Origin of the sequence: Amycolatopsis sp. NPDC051716, from assembly GCF_040681595.1 — a bacterium.
GTDB lineage: Bacteria > Actinomycetota > Actinomycetes > Mycobacteriales > Pseudonocardiaceae > Amycolatopsis.
Genome location: NZ_JBFAZA010000040.1, coordinates 37,100 through 55,797, shown reverse-complemented (window position 1 = coordinate 55,797; position 18,698 = coordinate 37,100). Strand labels below are relative to the sequence as shown.

General features: G+C 71.1%; 18 protein-coding genes. 9 read left to right on the top strand and 9 right to left on the bottom strand.

The features are described from left to right. The first annotated feature begins 6 nt into the window (after positions 1 to 6). Positions 7 to 237 carry a preprotein translocase subunit SecG gene (gene secG / locus AB0M30_RS39135; protein WP_013224669.1) on the top strand — a complete coding sequence of 77 codons (231 nt, stop codon included), beginning with the start codon at positions 7 to 9 and terminating at the stop codon, positions 235 to 237. A 107-nt stretch (positions 238 to 344) separates the two neighbouring features. After that, positions 345 to 689: an RNA polymerase-binding protein RbpA gene (locus AB0M30_RS39130; protein WP_033262808.1), complete on the top strand. Its 345-nt coding sequence runs from the start codon at positions 345 to 347 to the stop codon at positions 687 to 689. Positions 690 to 1,220: 531 nt separating this feature from the next. Here AB0M30_RS39130 and AB0M30_RS39125 read toward each other — a convergent pair. The 7 genes from AB0M30_RS39125 to tkt all read right to left on the bottom strand — a co-directional run bounded on the left by AB0M30_RS39125 (position 1,221) and on the right by tkt (position 11,003). Beyond that, positions 1,221 to 2,420 carry a histidine kinase gene (locus tag AB0M30_RS39125; protein WP_233225547.1) on the bottom strand — a complete coding sequence of 400 codons (1,200 nt, stop codon included), beginning with the start codon at positions 2,418 to 2,420 and terminating at the stop codon, positions 1,221 to 1,223. Positions 2,421 to 2,827: 407 nt separating this feature from the next. Continuing rightward, a complete protein-coding gene (gene pgl, locus AB0M30_RS39120; protein WP_364595065.1) occupies positions 2,828 to 3,607 on the bottom strand; it encodes a 6-phosphogluconolactonase in 780 nt (259 codons plus the stop codon). Then, positions 3,604 to 4,626 (bottom strand): glucose-6-phosphate dehydrogenase assembly protein OpcA, encoded by a 1,023-nt coding sequence (gene opcA / locus AB0M30_RS39115; RefSeq protein ID WP_364595062.1) that lies wholly within the window; start codon positions 4,624 to 4,626, stop codon positions 3,604 to 3,606. Before opcA ends, pgl begins: the two co-directional genes overlap by 4 nt. Further along, positions 4,623 to 6,146: a glucose-6-phosphate dehydrogenase gene (gene zwf, locus AB0M30_RS39110; RefSeq protein ID WP_364595059.1), complete on the bottom strand. Its 1,524-nt coding sequence runs from the start codon at positions 6,144 to 6,146 to the stop codon at positions 4,623 to 4,625. Before zwf ends, opcA begins: the two co-directional genes overlap by 4 nt. Then, entirely contained in the window at positions 6,143 to 7,765 is a 1,623-nt protein-coding gene (locus AB0M30_RS39105; RefSeq protein WP_364595056.1) for a glucose-6-phosphate isomerase, read from the bottom strand. Before AB0M30_RS39105 ends, zwf begins: the two co-directional genes overlap by 4 nt. A gap of 8 nt (positions 7,766 to 7,773) precedes the next feature. Then, a complete protein-coding gene (gene tal / locus AB0M30_RS39100; RefSeq protein ID WP_364595053.1) occupies positions 7,774 to 8,886 on the bottom strand; it encodes a transaldolase in 1,113 nt (370 codons plus the stop codon). Positions 8,887 to 8,900: 14 nt separating this feature from the next. Continuing rightward, positions 8,901 to 11,003, bottom strand: a complete 2,103-nt coding sequence (gene tkt, locus AB0M30_RS39095) for a transketolase (protein WP_364595051.1) — start codon at positions 11,001 to 11,003, stop codon at positions 8,901 to 8,903. A 283-nt stretch (positions 11,004 to 11,286) separates the two neighbouring features. Here tkt and AB0M30_RS39090 point away from each other — a divergent pair, with 283 nt between their 5' ends. The 5 genes from AB0M30_RS39090 to AB0M30_RS39070 all read left to right on the top strand — a co-directional run bounded on the left by AB0M30_RS39090 (position 11,287) and on the right by AB0M30_RS39070 (position 16,239). Then, on the top strand, positions 11,287 to 12,267 hold the full coding sequence (locus AB0M30_RS39090; protein WP_364595048.1) for a heme o synthase: 981 nt from the start codon (positions 11,287 to 11,289) through the stop codon (positions 12,265 to 12,267). Between the two features lie 77 nt (positions 12,268 to 12,344). Next, positions 12,345 to 12,755, top strand: a complete 411-nt coding sequence (locus AB0M30_RS39085; RefSeq protein WP_364595045.1) for a hypothetical protein — start codon at positions 12,345 to 12,347, stop codon at positions 12,753 to 12,755. Then, complete coding sequence (locus AB0M30_RS39080; protein ID WP_364595042.1) at positions 12,755 to 13,363, top strand: hypothetical protein; 609 nt, start codon at positions 12,755 to 12,757, stop codon at positions 13,361 to 13,363. The genes AB0M30_RS39085 and AB0M30_RS39080 overlap by 1 nt, the downstream gene beginning before the upstream one ends. A 58-nt stretch (positions 13,364 to 13,421) precedes the next feature. Then, entirely contained in the window at positions 13,422 to 15,671 is a 2,250-nt protein-coding gene (locus tag AB0M30_RS39075) for an ATP-binding domain-containing protein (protein ID WP_364595039.1), read from the top strand. Between the two features lie 10 nt (positions 15,672 to 15,681). Continuing rightward, on the top strand, positions 15,682 to 16,239 hold the full coding sequence (locus AB0M30_RS39070; RefSeq protein ID WP_364595036.1) for an FKBP-type peptidyl-prolyl cis-trans isomerase: 558 nt from the start codon (positions 15,682 to 15,684) through the stop codon (positions 16,237 to 16,239). Positions 16,240 to 16,288: 49 nt separating this feature from the next. On the opposite strand, the gene AB0M30_RS39065 is transcribed toward AB0M30_RS39070, so the two are convergent. Continuing rightward, on the bottom strand, positions 16,289 to 17,257 hold the full coding sequence (locus tag AB0M30_RS39065) for a quinone oxidoreductase (RefSeq protein ID WP_364595033.1): 969 nt from the start codon (positions 17,255 to 17,257) through the stop codon (positions 16,289 to 16,291). Between the two features lie 91 nt (positions 17,258 to 17,348). Between AB0M30_RS39065 and AB0M30_RS39060 the strand changes: the two genes are divergently transcribed. Both AB0M30_RS39060 and AB0M30_RS39055 read left to right on the top strand, forming a co-directional pair. Further along, positions 17,349 to 17,651: a hypothetical protein gene (locus AB0M30_RS39060; RefSeq protein WP_364595030.1), complete on the top strand. Its 303-nt coding sequence runs from the start codon at positions 17,349 to 17,351 to the stop codon at positions 17,649 to 17,651. After that, positions 17,648 to 18,508 carry a hypothetical protein gene (locus tag AB0M30_RS39055; RefSeq protein WP_364595027.1) on the top strand — a complete coding sequence of 287 codons (861 nt, stop codon included), beginning with the start codon at positions 17,648 to 17,650 and terminating at the stop codon, positions 18,506 to 18,508. The genes AB0M30_RS39060 and AB0M30_RS39055 overlap by 4 nt, the downstream gene beginning before the upstream one ends. Before the next feature lie 2 nt (positions 18,509 to 18,510). On the opposite strand, the gene AB0M30_RS39050 is transcribed toward AB0M30_RS39055, so the two are convergent. Continuing rightward, positions 18,511 to 18,669: a hypothetical protein gene (locus tag AB0M30_RS39050; RefSeq protein WP_364595024.1), complete on the bottom strand. Its 159-nt coding sequence runs from the start codon at positions 18,667 to 18,669 to the stop codon at positions 18,511 to 18,513. Positions 18,670 to 18,698 lie beyond the last annotated feature (29 nt).

Sequence of the window (18,698 nt, the reverse complement as noted above, 5' to 3'; positions counted from 1 at the left end):
GATGACATGAAGCTGTTCCTGCAAATCCTGTTGATCGTCACCAGCGTCTTCCTGGTGGTCGCGGTGCTGCTGCACCGGGGCCGGGGCGGTGGCCTGTCGTCGCTGTTCGGCGGTGGGATGCAGTCGAGCCTGGCCGGGTCGAGCGTGGCCGAGAAGAACCTCGACCGGATCACCCTGGGGCTGGGCGCGGTTTGGCTGATCAGCATCGTGGGCCTGGGTCTGCTGCTCAAGGTGTGAGGCGTCCGGCGTTCCGTCGTCGGCCGCGACCGGGTCCGGATGGCGGTGCGCAGCGATTCGGCGTGCCTATTGGGGGGCGCGCCGCCGATTCCTAGGTGTGAGGATTCATGGTTGGCGGTAACGCGATTCGAGGCACCCGGGTGGGTGCCGGTCCTACGGGCGAATCGGAACGGGGTGAGTCGGCGCCGCGACGCCGTATTTCCTACTGGTGTGCCAACGGGCACGAAGCCCGACCATCGTTCGCGCTCGACGCGGAAATCCCCGACGAGTGGGACTGCCCCCGCTGCGGGCTCCCGGGCGGGCAGGACGAAAAGAACCCACCGGCCGCGCCGCGGACCGAGCCCTACAAGACGCACCTGGCCTACGTGAAGGAGCGGCGCAGCGACGCCGACGGCGAGGCCATCCTGGCGGAGGCGCTCGACCGCCTGCGCAAGCGCCGGGAAATCATCTAGCGTCTGCAGTCGATAGCCACCCCGAGGGAAAGGTGGACCCCTCGAGGTGGCTTTTCGCGCGCTCAACCAGCCATCCCCCCCGTGTCTCCCAAGCCATCACGTGTGATTGGCGGGTCATCACCCGTGTCTAGCGGGTCATCACGCGTGATTGGCGGGTCATCATCGTGATGGCTGCCCAATCACGCGAGTTGGCCGCCCAATCACGCGCGATGCCCCTCGGGACACGCGAGATGCCCCGCCGATCATGCCCACCCGCCTTCAGACGCGCCCCGGCGATGTCGAGAAACCGGACTTTTCGGGTACGCGCCCCACCGCATGTCGACTCCGGCGAGGGCATTCCGCGCGTTCCGGTGCTGAGCAGCCCCCGATTTCCACGCTACCGGCGGCCACCGACAGTTCGCGGGGCGGAACAGCCGCGAGCGGCGGATTCCGGACCGAAACAGCCCGGAATCCGCCGCTCGCGGCGTCGTGCGCTCCGGAAACGTCGGTATCCGCCGCTAAGCTGGATACCGGGGGCCGGGGGGCCGCAGGTCAGCGGTCCAGGGGATACCGGGCCCGGACGCGGAAGCCGCCGTCCTCCGTTCCCGATGTCTCGAAGCTTCCGCCCAGCAGGCGGGCTCGCTCGGCCAGGCCCGTCAGGCCGTGGCCGCCCGAGGGCAAGCCCTCCGTGGGGCGGCTTGCCCGCTCGTTGCGGACCTCGATCTTGAGCGCGCCGTGCTCACCCTGGATGCGGATGGTCGCCGTCGCGCCGGGGGCGTGCTTGTGGACGTTGGTCAAGCACTCCTGCACCGTCCGGTAGGCCGCCGCCGACACCTGGTTGGGCAGGGCCTCCGGGAGGTGCTCCACCGTCAGGTGCACCGGGACGTCGGACGTGCGGATCAGCCGGTCGAGCTCGTTGATGCCCGCCCGCGGGCCGTCGTCGTCCGAGCCGGCTCGCAGGACGCTGACCAGTGACCGCAGCTCCTCCAGCGTCCGCTTGGACAACGTGCGGATGACCTGCGCCGTCTCCAGCGCGCGGTCGTCGGTGGTCTGGGCCTGCAGCGCGCCGGCCTGCATGGCGATCAGGGTGATCTGGTGGGAGACGACGTCGTGCATCTCGCGGGCCAGCCGGGCGCGTTCCTCGGCGCGGACGGCGTCGGCGTGGAAGCGGCGCTCGCGGTCGCGGCTCGTGGCCAGCTCGGCGAGCTTGTTCGAAATCTCGGTGCGGGCGCCGATGAGCAGGCCGATCGCGATCGGCATGCCGGCGACGAGGACGCCGTAGATGCCGTCGAGGATGTGCTCGCGCCAGCTGAGCTCGGCGAAGTCCTCCAGCGGCCACTGCACGAACCGGCACATCCACACCAGCGCGGCGCCGACCCAGGTCTGCCAGTGCAGCTGACGGCGGGTGGCGAGCATGCCGAGGGTGATCATCGACGCGAGCTGCGCCCAGCCGGCCAGGAAGCCGGGGACCGCGACGAGCACGGCGAGGAACGGGAACTTCCGCCGGAACACCACCGCGAGGCAGGCGGCGCCGGACAGGTAGATCGAGTACGGCTGGGCCTTCTCCGGAATGACCAGCCAGACGTCGAGCACGGCCAGGATGACCGCGGCCGCCTCGATGGCGAACGTGACCACAGCGGGGCGTGGCACCGAGCCGAACAGGCTCAGTCCGCGTTTGCGCACCCGCTCGGCGGCCGATGGCCCCGAGCCGGCGATCGAGATGCCTGGAATCGAGAGTCCCTCTGTACTCATCGCTGGCGACCCCATTCGTCTTGTGGACTTGATGGTGAGAGGCGCTCAGGGCCCGATCGGGACGCGCAGGGGCAGACAAATGTGCGGATGCTAACGAGGTCACGTACGGAGACGGTTAGTTTCACCCGCGGTCGATGCTCCGGCGTCCGGATTCCGTAATCGGCTGGGCCGTCCGGGGGAGAACCGGCGACGGGTGCTACCCAGGGTGGAAGTTCTGTTTCCCACCGTGCGCCAAGACGACCACATCGTGGGATTCATGTTACCCAGGTGGGGTCGCCCGGCGGAAGTTCGCCGGCCGGAAACCTCCGGCAACCTGCCGACGAGCGAAGGCCCCCTGCCGAAGCAGGGGGCCTTCACCGAAACACTCAAGCCGGAACACGCGAGCCGACAGGCTCAAACCGACACGCTCAAGCCGTGGGCGGCTGGTACACCTTTGTCAGCTTGCCCGCCGCGGCCCGGTCCAGCAGCCACAACGTCCGCCGGTGCCCGCGAGCCCCGGCCACCGGCAGCTGGACTTCGCCGGCGCCCGCCAGCGCCAGCGCCACCGCGTCCGCCTTCGCCTCGCCGGCCGTCAGCAGCCACACGTCCTGCGCCCGCCGGATGGCCGGCAGCGTCAACGACACCCGGGTCGGCGGCGGCTTGGGGCAGTTGCGCACCGCCACCACCGAACGTTCGGTCTCGTACACCGCCGGGGACTCCGGGAACACCGAGGCGGTGTGCCCCTCCCCGCCGAGGCCCAGCAGCATGATGTCGAACGACGGCACGTCGCCGTGGTCCTCCGGGCCCGCCTGGGACGCCAGGACCTCCGCGTACGCCGCGGCCGCCGCGTCCACGTCGTCCCCGAACTCGCCGTCCGAGGGCGCGATGGCGTGGACCCGCTTCGGATCCAGCGGAACGTGGTCCAGCAGAGCCTCGCGGGCCTGCTTTTCGTTCCGCTCGTCCGAATCCGCCGGGACGAACCGCTCGTCACCCCAGTAGATGTCCAGGCGGGACCAGTCGATCGCGTCACGGGCCGACGAAGCCTGCAGCTCCGACAGCACCGCGATGCCGGTGCCCCCGCCCGTCAGCACCAGCGACGCCGACCCCTTGGCCGCCTGGACGTCCACCAGCCGGGTGACCAGGCGAGCCGCCGCGGCCGCCGCCAGGATGTCCTGGTTCGCGTAGACGACGACTTCCGTCTTGCTCATTTTTTGGCACCCGAAGCGGCACCCGAAGCAGCGGCCGAACCGGCGGCCGCGGCCGGGGACGTCACGTCCGCCTTGGCCGGCGCGCCCGTCTTGCCGTTCGTGCCCGACGTGATCTTGCCCAGGCCGTGCAGAGCCGCTTCGTAGACCTCGTCCGGGTCGAGCCGGCGGAGCTCCTCGATCAGGCAGTCCTGCGTGCTGCGCCGCTGCAGCGCGATCCGGCGGGTCGGCTGGCCCGGCTGGGTCAGCGTGCCCACGCGGCCGTCCGGGCGGTGCAGCTCCACCGGGCCCGACTTGCGGTCGAGCCGCACCGAGATGATCCCGGCCGCGCCGGAGCTCTTGACCCGCTTGACCGGCACCTTCAGGTACTCGGCCAGCCACGCGGCCAGCAGCTCGGTCGACGGCGAGTCGGCCTCGCCGGTCACCGTCGCCGCGGTGATCTTCTCGTACGGCGGCAGGTCCAGCGCGGAGACGAGCTGGGCGCGCCAGTGCGTCAGGCGCGTCCAGGCCAGGTCGGTGTCGCCCTCGGTGTACGCCTTAGCCCGCGTGGTCAGGGCCTTGACCGGGTTCTTCTCCGCGGCCGAGTCGGTGATCCGGCGCTGGGCCAGCTCGCCGAGCGGGTCCTTGTCCGGGTCCTTCGGACCGGCGCTGGGCCACCAGCACACGATCGGCGCGTCCGGCAGCAGCAGCGGCACCACCGCGCTCTGGCCCTGCCCGGCCAGCTGGCCGTACAGCCGCAGCACGATGACCTCGCTCGCGCCGGCGTCGCCGCCGACCCGGATCTGGCCGTCGATGCGCGGGGAGGCCGTGCGGGCGCCCTTGGCCACCACGATCACCCGCGACGGGTGCTCGCGGCTCGCGCCGTTGGCCGCCTCGATGGCCTCTTCGAGCTTGGAGTCGTCATCGGCCACGATCACCAGCGTCAGGACGCGCCCCAGCGCGACCTGACCGCCCTGTTCGCGGATCTCCACCAGCTTCTTGTTGAGTGCCGAAGTCGTGGTCGACGGCAGGTCGATGATCACGGGCGCCTCCATTTCCGGCCGGTGCGCGCCAGCATTTCGTCGGCGGACTGCGGACCCCACGTGCCCGGCGGGTACTGCTCGGGCGCGCCTTCCTTCGCCCAGTTCTCGAGGATCGGGTCGAGGATCTTCCAGGAGAGCTCGACCTCTTCGTTCACCGGGAACAGCGACGGCTCGCCCAGCAGGACGTCCAGGATCAGCCGCTCGTAGGCCTCGGGGGAGGACTCGGTGAACGCGTGGCCGTAGCCGAAGTCCATCGTGACGTCGCGGACCTCCATCGTGGTCCCCGGCACCTTCGAGCCGAACCGCAGCGTGATGCCCTCGTCCGGCTGGACCCGGATGACCAGGGCGTTCTGCCCCAGCTCCTCGGTCGACGTCGAATCGAACGGCAGGTGCGGCGCCCGCTTGAACACGACGGCGATCTCGGTGACGCGGCGGCCGAGCCGCTTGCCGGTGCGCAGGTAGAACGGCACCCCCGCCCAGCGGCGGCTCTGCACCTCGAGGGTCACCGCGGCGTAGGTCTCGGTCTTCGAGTCCTTCGCGAAGCCCTCTTCCTCCAGCAGGCCGGGCACCTTCGTGCCGCCCTGCCAGCCGCCCGCGTACTGGCCGCGCGCGGTGGTCTTGCTCAGCGGCCCGAGCGGCTTGGTGCCCGAGAGCACCTTGATCTTCTCCGCGCGCAGGGCCCGCGGGTCGAACGACAGCGGCTCCTCCATCGCGGTGAAGGCCAGCAGCTGCAGCAGGTGGTTCTGGATGACGTCCCGGGCGGCGCCGATGCCGTCGTAGTACCCCGCGCGCCCGCCGAGGCCGATGTCCTCGGCCATGGTGATTTGCACGTGGTCGACGTAGTTGGCGTTCCAGATCGGCTCGAACAGCTGGTTCGCGAAGCGCAGCGCCAGGATGTTCTGCACCGTCTCCTTGCCGAGGTAGTGGTCGATGCGGAACACCGACTCCTCGGGGAAGACGTCGTTGACGATCGCGTTGAGCTCTTCGGCGCTCTTCAGGTCGTGTCCGAAGGGCTTCTCGATGACGACGCGCCGCCAGGTGTTCTCGTCGGCGTTGGCCAGCCCGGACCGGGCCAGCTGCTTGGTCACCACCGGGAACGCGCCGGGCGGGATCGACAGGTAGAACGCGGTGTTGCCGCCGGTACCGCGTTCCTCGTCGAGGTCCTTGATCGTCTGCGCGAGCCGGTCGAAGGCGTCGTCGTCGTCGAAGGTGCCCTGGACGAACCGGATGCCTTCGGCGAGCCGGTTCCACACCGACTCCTTGAACGGCGTCCGCGCGTGCTCCTTGACCGAGTCGTGCACGAGCTCGCCGAAGTCCTGGTGCTCCCAGTCGCGGCGGGCGAACCCGACGAGCGAGAAGCCCGCGGGCAGGAGCCCGCGGTTGGCCAGGTCGTAGATGGCGGGCATCAGCTTCTTGCGGGCCAGGTCGCCGGTCACCCCGAAGATCACCAGGCTGGACGGCCCGGCGATCCGCGGGAGCCGCTTGTCCCGCGGATCGCGCAGCGGGTTGCTCCAGGTCATGCGGCCCCCTCCTGTACCGCGCGGACGACGGCCGCGAGGCCCGCGGCCCGGTCGGTCAGGTGCAGGCGCAGCACGGGGCGGCCGTGCTCGGCGAGCACCTGCCCGTCACCCAGGGCCTGGGCGTGCTGCAGCTGTCCCAGCGTGTACGGCCGGTCCGGCACGTCGAGGTCCTGCTCGACGGCGCCGGTCAGCTGCAGGAAGACGCCGTTCTGGTGCCCGCCCTTGTGGTACTGGCCGGTGGAGTGCAGGAACCGCGGGCCCCAGCCGAACGTCGTCTGCTTCCCGGTGCGCTTGGCGATCTCGCCGCGCAGCACCGCCGTCGAGGCGTCGTCGAGCCGGTCGAGGTAGGCCTGCACCGCGATGTAGCCCGTGTCCGGCGCCGAAGCGAAGAACGCGCGCAGCACGTCGGTGAGGCTGCCCTCGGTGGAAACCCCGTCGCTGCCGAAGATCTCGACCGGGCCGTCCACATTGGACGGCTCCTCGCCGCCCTTCAGCTTCTCCGGGTCGTCCAGCAGCGCGCGGGCCGCCTTCTTGGCCGTTTCCACGTCGGGCTGGTCGAACGGGTTGATCCCGAGCAGCCGGCCGGCGAGCGCCGTGGCGAACTCCCAGAGCAGGAACTGCGCGCCCAGCGAGCCGGTGACGGCGAGCTTCGCCGCACCCTGCGGGCTGCCGACCGCGGTGGGCGTGGCGTCGGACTTGGCGTCGGCGAAGCCGGGCGCCTCCGGGCCCTCGACCGCGACCGGCAGCAGGCCGGTGCCCTGCTTGCCGGTGGACTCGGCGATCAGCTGCTCGGCCCAGTCCGGGAAACCCTTGATGCCCGAACCGCTGTCGGCCAGGACGACCTTCTCGGCGCCCGCTTCGTGCGCGGCGGCCCACGCGGCGGCCAGCTTGACCGCCGGGTTGTCCGCCGAGTCCGCGGCCAGCTCGTCGGCCACCGAAGCGGCCTGGTCGAGCAGCCGGGCGACGTCCGCGCCGGCGAGCCCGGACGGGACGAGCCCGAACGCGGTCAGCGCCGAGTAGCGGCCGCCGACGTGCGGGTCGGCGAGGAACACCTTGCGGTATCCCTCCTTTTCGGACAGTTCCTGGAAGGGCGAGCCGGGGTCGGTGACGACCACGATCCGCCGCGCCGCGTCGATCCCCGCGTCAGCGAACGCTTTCGCGAAGATCCGCCGGTGGCTGTCGGTCTCGACGGTGCCGCCCGACTTCGACGACACCACGATCACCGTGCGCTCGAGATCGCCGGCGAGGGCGTCCGCGACCTGGCCCGGGTCGGTGGTGTCGAGGACGGTCAGCGCGACGCCGTCGGTCGCGGTGATCACCTCCGGCGCCAGCGACGAGCCGCCCATGCCGGCCAGCACGACGCGGTCGACGCCCTCGGACCGCAGTTCGGTGCGCAGCGCCTCGATCTCGCCGATCAGCGGCCGCGACGACTTGTGCAGCGTCGTCCACGACAGCCGGATCGACGCCTCGGGTTCGGCGTCCGGCCCCCACAGCGTGGCGTCCTTGGCCGCCAGCTTCGACGCGGCCTGGTCGGCGACCAGCCGCTCGGCCAGCGGCGCGGCGCGCTCCGCCAGTTCGGCGTCCACGATCTCGACGCCGGTCTTTTCGCCTGTCGTCATGTCGTGCTTCAGCCCTTCGCCTTTTCGAGCTGGCCGTTGACGGTCTCGAGCAGCTCCGTCCAGGACTTCTCGAACTTCTCGACGCCCTCGTTCTCCAGCACCAGGAACACGTCGGTGATGTCGATGCCGACGGCCTCGAGCTGGTCGAAGACCTCCTGCGCCTCGGCGGCGCGGCCGGTCACCTGGTCACCCTTGAGCTCGGAGGACTCCGCGACGGCGTCGAGGGTCTTCTCCGGCATGGTGTTGACGGTGTCCTTGACCACCAGGTCGTCGACGTAGAGCGTCGGGGAGTAGTCCGGGTTCTTCACGCCGGTCGAGGCCCACAGCGGGCGCTGCGCGTTCGCGCCGTCGGCCGCGAGGGCCTTCCAGCGGTCCGTCGACAAGCGCTCCTCGAAGGCCGCGTAGGCGAGCCGGGCGTTGGCGACGGCCGCCTTGCCGCGCAGGGCCTTGGCCTCGTCGGTGCCGATCGCGTCGAGCCGCTTGTCGATCTCGGTGTCCACGCGGGACACGAAGAACGACGCGACCGAGTGGATGCCGCGCAGGTCGTGACCGTTGGCCTTCGCCTGCTCGAGACCGGCGAAGAAGGCGTCGATGACCGCCTTGTACCGCTCGACGGAGAAGATCAGCGTGACGTTGACGCTGATGCCCTCGGCCAGGGTCTTGGTGATGGCGGGCAGGCCCTCTTCGGTGGCCGGGATCTTGATCAGCACGTTCGGCCGGTCGACGGTCTTCCACAGGTCCTTCGCCTCGGCCACCGTCTTGTCGGTGTCCTTGGCCAGGCGCGGGTCGACCTCGATGGAGACGCGGCCGTCGACGCCGTTGGTCGCGGTGTAGACGTCGCGGAACAGGTCGGCGGCGTTGCGCACGTCGGTCGTGGTCAGGTCGCGGATGGTCGCCTCGACGTCGGCGCCCTGGGCGGCGAGCTCTCGCGTCCGCTCGTCGTAGGCGTCGCCCTTCGACATCGCGTTCGCGAAGATCGTCGGGTTCGTCGTCACGCCGACGACGTGCTTGTCGCGGACGAGCGCGGCGAGGTTGCCGGTGTTCAGGCGTTCACGCGAAAGGTCGTCGAGCCAGATGGACACACCGGCCTCGGACAGTGCCGCGAGCTTGTCGTTGCTCATTACTGTCATCCCCTTCAGGAATTCTTGGTGTTCTGGATCGAGCGGCGGGCGGCCTCGACGACTGCTTCCGCGGTGAACCCGAACTCACGGAACAGTGTGGCGGCATCGGCGGAGGCGCCGAAGTGCTCGATCGAAACGTTCACCCCGGCGTCACCCGTGAAGCGGTGCCACGACTGGGCGATGCCCGCCTCGACGGACACGCGGGCCTTCACGGCGGCCGGGATGACGGATTCGCGGTAGGCCGCGTCCTGCGCGTCGAACCACTCGACGCACGGCATCGAGACGACACGCGCCTTCACGCCGTCGGCCTCGAGGGTCTTCTTCGCCTCGACGGCGAGCTGGACCTCGGAGCCGGTGCCGATCAGCACGACGTCCGGCGTTCCTTCGGAGTCAGCCAAGACGTACCCGCCCTTGGCCACGCCTTCGGCACTGGTGCCCTCGAGCACCGGCACGTTCTGGCGGGTCAGCGCCAGGCCGGACGGGTGGTGGATGTCCTCCAGCACGGCCTTCCACGCGTACGCGGTCTCGTTGGCGTCCGCCGGGCGGACGACGTTGAGGCCCGGGATCGCGCGCAGCGCGGAGAGCTGCTCGATCGGCTGGTGCGTCGGGCCGTCCTCGCCGAGGCCGATCGAGTCGTGCGTCCACACGTAGGTGACCGGCGCCTTCATCAGCGCGGCCAGCCGGACCGGCGGGCGCATGTAGTCGGAGAAGATGAGGAACGTCGCGCCGTACGGGCGGGTGCCGCCGTGCAGCGCGATCCCGTTGAGGATCGAGCCCATGGCGTGCTCGCGGACGCCGAAGTGCAGCGTCCGGCCGTACGGGTTGGCCTGCCACATGTCGGTGGCGGCCTTCTCGGGACCGAACGAGTCGGCGCCCTTCATCGTCGTGTTGTTGCTCTCGGCCAGGTCGGCCGAGCCGCCCCACAGCTCCGGCAGCGGTTCGGCCAGCGCGCTGAGGACCTCACCGGAGGCCTTGCGGGTGGCGATGCCCTTGGCGTCCGGCTCCCACTTCGGCAGGTGGTCGGCGAAGCCTTCGGGCAGCGTGCGGGTGGCCATCCGGTCGCCCAGCTTCTTGCGCTCCGGGTTGGCGGCGGCCCAGGCCTCGTACTTCTCCTGCCACTCGGCGTGGGCGGCCTTGCCGCGCTCGAGCGCCTGGCGGGTGTGCTTGAGCACGTCGTCGTCGACCTGGAAGGACTGCTCCGGGTCGAAGCCGAGGATCTTCTTGACCGCGGCGACCTCGTCGGCGCCCAGCGCGGCGCCGTGCGCCTTGCCGGTGCCCATCTTCTTCGGTGCCGGGTAGCCGATCACCGTGCGCACCGCGATGAACGACGGCCGCTGCGTCTCGGCCTTGGCGGCCTTGATCGCCTCCTCGATCGCGACGACGTCCTCGCCGCCCTCGACGACCTGGGTGTGCCACCCGTAGGCCTCGTAGCGCTTCACGGTGTCCTCGGACAGCGCGATGTTCGTGTCGTCCTCGATCGAGATCTTGTTGTCGTCGTAGAAGACGATCAGGTTGCCCAGCTCCTGGCGGCCCGCGATGGACGAGGCCTCGGAGGTGACGCCCTCTTCGATGTCGCCGTCGGAGGCGATCACGAAGATGTGGTGGTCGAAGATGCTCTCGCCGGGCGCCGCGTCCGGGTCCAGCAGGCCGCGCTCGCGGCGGGCCGCCATCGCCATGCCCACGCCGTTGGCCAGGCCCTGGCCGAGCGGGCCGGTGGTGGTCTCGACGCCGTCGGTGTGGCGGTACTCCGGGTGACCCGGGGTCTTGGAACCCCACTTGCGCAGCTGCTTGAGGTCCTCGAGCTCGAGGCCGTAGCCGGCGAGGAACAGCTGGATGTAGAGGGTGAGGCTCGAGTGGCCGGCCGAGAGGATGAACCGGTCGCGGCCCGGCCAGTGCTGGTCGTTCGGGTCGTGGCGCATGACCCGCTGGAACAGCGTGTAGGCCAGCGGCGCCAGGCTCATCGCGGTGCCGGGGTGGCCGCTGCCACAGTTCTCCACCGCGTCCGCGGCGAGCACCCGCACGGTGTCCACGGCGCGGGTGTCGGTGTCGGTCCAGTCGGCGGGCGTGTTGCGCCGGAGGAGTGGGTTGTTCTCGCTGGTAGTGGCGGTTTCGGACACTGAACTCCAACTCCCGGTCATGATGGTTGCGGCTGGTCTTCCTCGTTCCGGTTACCCGTACACGCGGCTGCTTATCTCAATCGATCCCGAAGGGACGATATTCCTGCTCGCGGCCATGCGCAGGGGCAATCGCGGCCCGTCGCGGCCAGCCTAGTGCTTGGGCCGGTCGAGGACCCGCGATCACCCACGGGATTCACCACGTCTAACATCGTTCGAGGGTTCAGACCGGCGTTCCACCACGGCCTTCCGGACGGACCCGCCCGAACCTGACGCAGGGAGTGAAATGTCGCCGGTGAACGCTGCGCACGGACGCAGTGAAGACACCAGCGCCGTGCACCCGACCGGTGATCGACCGCACGGTGACCGGCGAAGCATCCGCCGGGTCGTCGGTGCCTACGCCGCGCTGGCGAAGCCGCGGGTGATCGAGCTCCTGCTGGTGACCACCATCCCGGCGATGTTCCTCGCCGGCCGTCAGATCCCCTCGCCGTGGCTGGTCCTGGCCACGCTGGTCGGCGGGACGATGGCCGCGGGCAGCGCGAACGCGCTCAACTGCGTGATCGACGCGGACATCGACAAGGTGATGAACCGCACGAAACGCCGTCCGCTGGTCAAGGACTCGGTGCCCCGCCGCGGCGCGCTGATCTTCGGCTTGGTCATGGGCGTCGCCTCGGCGGTCGTGCTCTACCTCACGGTGAACCTGCTCTCGGCGACCCTGGCGATCGCGACGATCCTCTTCTACATCTTCGTCTACACGCTCGGCCTCAAGCGGCGCACGTCACAGAACGTGGTCTGGGGCGGCGCGGCGGGCTGCATGCCGGTGGTGATCGGCTGGGCCGCCGTCACCGGCACGGTCCAGTGGCCGGCGTTCGTGATGTTCGGCGTGATCTTCTTCTGGACCCCGCCGCACACGTGGGCGCTGGGCATGAAGTACCGCGACGACTACGAGCGCGCGGGCGTCCCGATGCTGCCGGTGGTCGCCACCGCCCAGCACGTCGCCCGCCAGATCGTCATCTACTCGTGGGTGATGGTGGCGTGGACGCTGCTGCTGCTCCCGGTGACGTCCTGGCTGTACGGCACGTTCGCGATCCTGGCGGGCGGCTGGTTCCTCTTCTACGCGCACAGCCTGCAGGCGGCGGTGCGGCGGGGTGAAGAGACGAAGCCGATGGCGCTGTTCCACCGGTCGAACACGTACCTGATGATCGTGTTCGTGGCCCTGGCCGTCGACTCGGCGATCGGCCTGCCGACCCTCGGCCTGCCGTTCTGAGCCCGGCGGCGTTCTTCGCGGACGTCGTCGAGACCGGCACCGTCCTCGGCGCCGATTCCACGTGGTCGCCCGAGCAGGTGGCAGAGCTGTTCGGCGGCCCCTACGGCGACAACCCTTCGAAGCGGTTCCTGTGGCGTGACCACGGCCTGGTCGAGTTCTTCTGGGAGCGGGCCGGCCGGCGCTGGGTGGGGACCCACTTCTCGGTGCAGGCGCACCGGCTCCGGCTCGGCGATCCCGAGACGGTCAACCGGGTGATCCGCGACCGCTACGGCCCCTTTCCCGGTGCGGTGACCTTCGACGAGGTCAGCGCGCTGCTGACGGCGCGCGGCGTGGCACTGGCGGAGGTGCCCTACCCGGCCGAGCCGGACGAGCTGCGCACCTTCCGGCAGCCGGATGCGGGGATCCTGGTTCACGTGGTCGCCGGGACGTCCTACGGGCACGCCGGCGACCTCTACCGCGTGGCCAGCTCGACCACCGGAATCCCGTGATGTCCCCGCTGCTCAGGAAGATGGGCCTCGCCGTGGTCGCGATCGCCGTCTTCGGGTTGCTGGCGCTGCTCGGCCGGGGGAAGGTCCCCGCGCTGGACGAGAGCCTGCTCACCGGCGGCTGCGCCATCCCGGCCCGGATCACCGCGGTCCCCGGCCCGGCCCCCGACGGCGGTGCCGTCCGCGTCGCCGAGCAGGGGCCCGGGGCCGCGGTGCTGGAGAACACCAGCGCGCTGGCCGCCTACCGGATTCCCGTGACCTCCGGCTCCCGGACCGTCGAAGTGCCGGTGCTCACACCGGGCCAGCGGATCGGCGTCGTCCTCGACCGGCCCGTGGTCGGCCCGGCGAGCTGGCTCGCGCCCGAGGCACTCGGCGGCCTCACCCCGGTGACCGCCACCGTCGTGCCGGGCGGGGTCCGCTACCGCTCGGAGAACTGCCGGGCGCTGACCAGCCGCGGAGCCGCCGCGCTGGTCCGCGACGCCGGCGGGCGGATCACCGGCGGCGAGCAGCTGCCCCCGGCGAGCGTCTCGTGCGCCCCCGGCGAGCGGGTCCTTCCCGGCGGCGCCGCGCACACCGAGGTCTACCCGTACTGCGCCCTCGGCGCGGAATGATCGCGCGGCGGCCGCCGTTACACTTCACTGGCTCTTTTTCCCTTGAGGCGAAAGCAGGATGCTCTTGTCCGTCTCCTCGGACGACTTCTCCGCCGAGCTCGCCCGCGAGCAGGCGTACGTCACCACCCTCTACTCGAAGCTCGACGCCGAGCGCCTCGAAGCCCAGCGCCGCCTCGACCAGACGCTGCGACAGACCGGCGGCACCCCGCAGGCACGCACCGAACGCGACGTCGCCACCACCCTCTACACCGACCGGCTCGCCCAGCTCGGCTCCGTCGAGCAGGGCCTCGCCTTCGGCCGGCTCGACTTCGTCCCCGAGAGCGCCGAGGAGACGACCTACGTCGGCCGCCTCGGGCTGTTCGACGAAGACGACGACTACCGGCCGCTGCTGGTCGACTGGCGCGCTCCGGTCGCGCGGCCGTTCTACCTCGCCACCGCCGCGTCACCCGAAGGGGTGCGGCGACGGCGGCACCTGCGGTCGCTGAGCCGCAAGGTCACCGGCTTCGACGACGAGATCCTCGACCTCACCGCCGCCGACCAGGGCCAGGACCTCGGGCTGGCCGGGGAAGCCGCGCTGCTGGCCGCGCTGGAGCAGCGGCGCACCGGCGAGATGAGCGACATCGTCGCGACCATCCAGGCCGAGCAGGACCGCATCATCCGCGCCCCGCTCGGCGGCGTCATGGTCGTGCAGGGCGGCCCGGGCACCGGCAAGACCGCCGTCGCGCTGCACCGCGCGGCCTACCTGCTCTACACGCACCGCCAGCAGCTCACCACCCGCGGCGTGCTCGTCGTCGGCCCGAACAGCACGTTCCTGCGCTACATCGGCCAGGTGCTGCCCTCGCTCGGCGAGACCGGCGTGCTGCTCGCCACCGTCGGCCAGCTCTACCCCGGCCTGACCGCCGACGGCGTCGAGCCGCGCGAAGCGACCGAGGTCAAGGGCCGGCTGGTGATGGCCGAGGTGCTGGCCAACGCCGTCCGCGACCGCCAGCGCGTGCCCGAGCCCGTCCTGGAGATCGAGTACGAGCACGACGTGCTGCGGCTGGACCGCAAGACCTGCACCGACGCCCGCACCCGGGCCCGCCGCTCGCGGCGCCCGCACAACCCGGCCCGGCGCCTGTTCGTCTCCGACGTCCTCGACGCGCTGACCCGCCAGGCCGCCCGCAAGCTGGGGGAGGACCTCCTCGACGGGCAGGACCTGGCCGACATCCGCGCCGAGCTGGCCGCGGACGAGCGGGTCGCCGCCGCCATCGACTCGCTGTGGCCGGTGCTGAGCCCGGAAGGGGTGCTCGACGACCTGTTCGCCGACCGCGAACGGCTCGGCAGCGCCGCTCGCAAGCTGCTGCCGGAGGCGGATCTCGCGCTCCTGGAGAGCGGCCGCGACGCCCGCTGGACGCCGGCCGACGTGCCGCTGCTCGACGAGCTCGCCGAGCTGATCGGCGTCGACGACACCGAGGCCCGCGTCGAGCGCAAGCGCCGTGAACGCGAGGATCGCGCGTACGCCGAGGGTGTGCTCGACATCCTGGAGCAGGACGAAGAGATCATCGACGAGGAGCTGCTGCGCGTCTCCGACGTCCTCGACGCCGAGCTGTTCGCCGAACGCCAGCAGGAGCGCAGCGAGCTGACCGCCGCGCAGCGGGCCGCGCAGGACCGGACCTGGACGTTCGGGCACGTGATCGTCGATGAGGCCCAGGAGCTGTCGGCGATGGACTGGCGGCTGCTGATGCGGCGCACGCCGAACCGGTCGATGACCCTGGTCGGGGACGTGGCCCAGACCGGTGCGGCGGGCGGGGCGCGGTCGTGGGGCGAGGTGCTCTCGCCGTACGTCGAGGACCGCTGGCGGCTGGAGCAGCTGACGGTGAACTACCGCACGCCCGCCGAGATCATGGCCGTCGCCGCGCGGATCCTCGCCGAGGTGGATCCCGCCCTCTCGGCGCCGTCTTCGGTGCGGGAGACCGGGCTCCCGCCGTGGTCGGTGCGGACCGGGGACCTGGCCGCGGAGCTGCCCGGGCTGGCCGCCCGCGAACTGTCCGAAGTGGATGGTGGCACGGTGGCGGTCCTGGTGCCCGCGGCCCGCTTCGACGCGGTGTCGGCGCTGCTCGCCGGCCACGACGAGCGGCTGAGCGTCCTGACGGTCGAGCGGTCGAAGGGCCTGGAGTTCGACTCGGTGGTGCTGGTCGCGCCGGACGAGGTCGTCGCGGGCTCGCCGAGGGGCCTCAACGACCTGTACGTGGCCCTGACGCGCGCGACCCGGCGGCTCGGGGTGGTCGCCACCGGTGACGACGTCCCGGCACTCTCCGTGCTTGGCTAGGGTGCCCGGCATGCAGAACATCGGGAAGATCGTGGTCGCCGCCGCGGCGGCGCTGTCGCTGGCCGCGTGCGGCCAGGCCCCCAAGACCCAGACGGCGGCGCCGCCCTCGTCGGCCGCGCCGTCGCCGAGCGCCGCGCCGGCCACCCAGAGCAAGGGCCGCGAGTGCACCGCGGACGACATCAAGACGACGGGGAAGTTCGGCGAGAAGCCCGAAATCACCATCCCGGACGACTGCGACCCGCCGAAGAAGCTGATCACCAAGGACCTGTCCGAGGGCACCGGCGAGGGCGCGAAGGCCGGCCAGCAGCTGCAGATGAACTACCACCTGGTGACCTGGTCGGACAAGCAGGTGCTCGACAGCTCGTTCGGCCAAAAGCCGTTCGACCTCGTCCTCGGCGCCGGCAAGGTCATCCCGGGCTGGGACCAGGGCCTGGTGGGCATCAAGCAGGGCGGCCGCCGGCTGCTGATCATCCCGCCGGACCTGGCCTACGGCGAAGGCGGCAACGGCATGAAGCCGAACGAGACGCTGGTGTTCGTCACCGACGCCGTCTCGGTCGCCGCCGCCTGACGTGCGTGAAGGCCGCCGCGGGGGTTCCCCGTGGCGGCCTTTCGGCGCGTCAGGGGATGAGCAGGAGCTTGCCGGTGGTGCGGCGGGCCTGCAGGTCCTCGTGGGCCTGGCGGGCGTCGGCCAGGGCGTACTTGCCGCCGATGCGGACGTTCAGCTGCCCCGCGAGGATGGCGTCGAACAGCTCCTTCGACCGCCAGTCGATCTCCTCGCGCGTGCGCGTGTAGTGCACGGACGTCGGGCGGGTCAGGTAGAGCGAGCCGCCGGAGTTGAGGCGCTGCGGGTCCAGGGGCGGCACCGGGCCGCTGGAGGCGCCGAACAGCGCGAGCAGGCCGCGGACCTTCAGGCTGGCCAGGCTGCCGTCGACGGTGTCCTTGCCGACGCCGTCGTAGACGACGTCGACGCCCTCGCCGCCGGTCAGCTCCCGGGTGAGCTTCGCGAAGTCGTCGCGGTCGTAGCGGATGACCTCGTCGGCGCCGGCTTCGCGGGCGAGCTTCGCCTTCTCTTCGGTCGACACCGTGCCGATGACGCGGGCGCCGCGCGCCTTGGCCAGCTGCACCAGGAGCAGGCCGACACCGCCGGCGGCCGCGTGGACGAGCACGTCGTGGCCCGGCTTGACCTCGAAGGTGGAGGCGACCAGGTAGTGCGCGGTCATGCCCTGCAGCATGGTCGCGGCCGCGGTCTCCAGCGAGACGCCTTCGGGGACCCGCACCGCGACCGACGCCGGGACGAGCTTGCGGGCCGCGTAGCTGCCGATCGACCCCTGCCAGGCGACGCGGTCGCCGGGCGCGAAGCCGGTGTCGGCGCCCGCCTCCACGACCGTGCCGGCACCCTCGAGGCCGAGCACGACCGGCAGCTCCATGGGGTAGATGCCCTGGCGCTGGTAGGTGTCGATGTAGTTGACCCCGGCCGCGGCGACGTCGACCAGGAGCTCGCCGGCCTGCGGGGCGCGGACGTCCACTTCGGCCGGTTCGAGCACTTCCGGGCCGCCGGTCTTCGTCACCTGCACTGCGGTGGGCATGGGTCCTCCTCGGATCGGGTTCTCCCGGTGCAACTATGGCCGAGGCCACGCTGTTCCGCGTTCCGGCGGGTTGTTGGTTATCGTTCGGAGCGTGGCTGATTCCGAAGAGACCGTCGTTTCGCCGACCAGCGCGCAGCTGGGCGCGGCCCGCAAGTTCGTGAAGGCGCACGGCAAGCCGTCCCGCGCGGTGGTGGAGAACATCGGCCGGGCGGGCGCCCGCGTGGTTCTGGTCGGCGCGGACGGCGCGCTCGGCGACGTCGTCGTGCCGTCGGTGGCGACCGGCGAGGCCCTGATCGAGGCGGTCGAGGACCTCGCGCCGGCGACGTGGGACGCGGAGACGGTCAACCAGGCGAAGATCGGCCCGGAGCACCGCCGCAAGATGGCGGGCAAGTGAGCCCCACGGCGATCCTGGCCGGCTGCGCGGAACTCCCTTCGGGTGACGGCGACGACGACGCCATCGGGCCCGCGCTGACCGCGCTGGGCTTTTCGGTCTCGTGGGCGCCCTGGGACTCGCCGGCCGACTTTTCCTCGGCGGACGCGGTGGTCCTGCGCGCGACCTGGGACTACGCGGCCCGGCGGACGGAGTTCCTGGCGTGGTGCGAGTCGGTGCCGTCGCTGTTCAACGCCGCGGAGGTGGTGCGGTGGAACACGGACAAGTCGTACCTGGTGGAGCTGCTGGACGCGGGTGTCCCGGTGGTCCGGACTTCGCTGGTTTCCCCCGGCTCACCGGCGTCCTTCCCGTCGTCGGACTTCGTGGTGAAGCCAGCGGTGGGCGCGGGTTCCCGCGGAGTGGCCCGGTTCGCCGGCGGCGCTGACGCTTCGGAGCACGTCGCGGCGTTGCACGCGGAGGGGCACGCGGCACTGATCCAGCCGTATCAGTCCAGTGTGGATACTTCGGGCGAGCTCGCGCTGGTGTACCTGGGCGGGATTTACTCCCACGCGTTCACCAAGGCAGCGATGCTCGAGTCCACAATGGATGAGTCGGGGCTGTACCGGTCGGAGAAACTGGCGCCGGCCACGCCGCCTCTCGACGCGGTGGCGCTGGCGGAGGACGTCTTGGATGCGGCTTCGGCGTTGCTGGGGATCCTGCGGGCGGAGTTGCTGTACGCGCGGGTGGATCTGGTGCGCGGGGCGGACGGGAAGCCGTTGCTGCTGGAGCTGGAGCTGACGGAGCCATCGCTGGGGTTCCGCCAGACGGACGGGGCCGCGGCGCTGCGATTCGCCTCGGCGGTGCGGCAGCAGCTGGCGTAACTTCACCGGGCCACCTGCACGGCCGCCAGGACGAGCGCGACGACCGCTCCGATCACCGTCACGGCGCTGGAGCCGGTGACCAGGTAGAGCCCGCCGATCCCGGCCAAGCCGGCTTTGATCGATTTTCGGAGCGCCCGGGAATTGTCCTTTTCTTTGCCCACCGTACTACCCCTCTCTATGGTGTACTAGT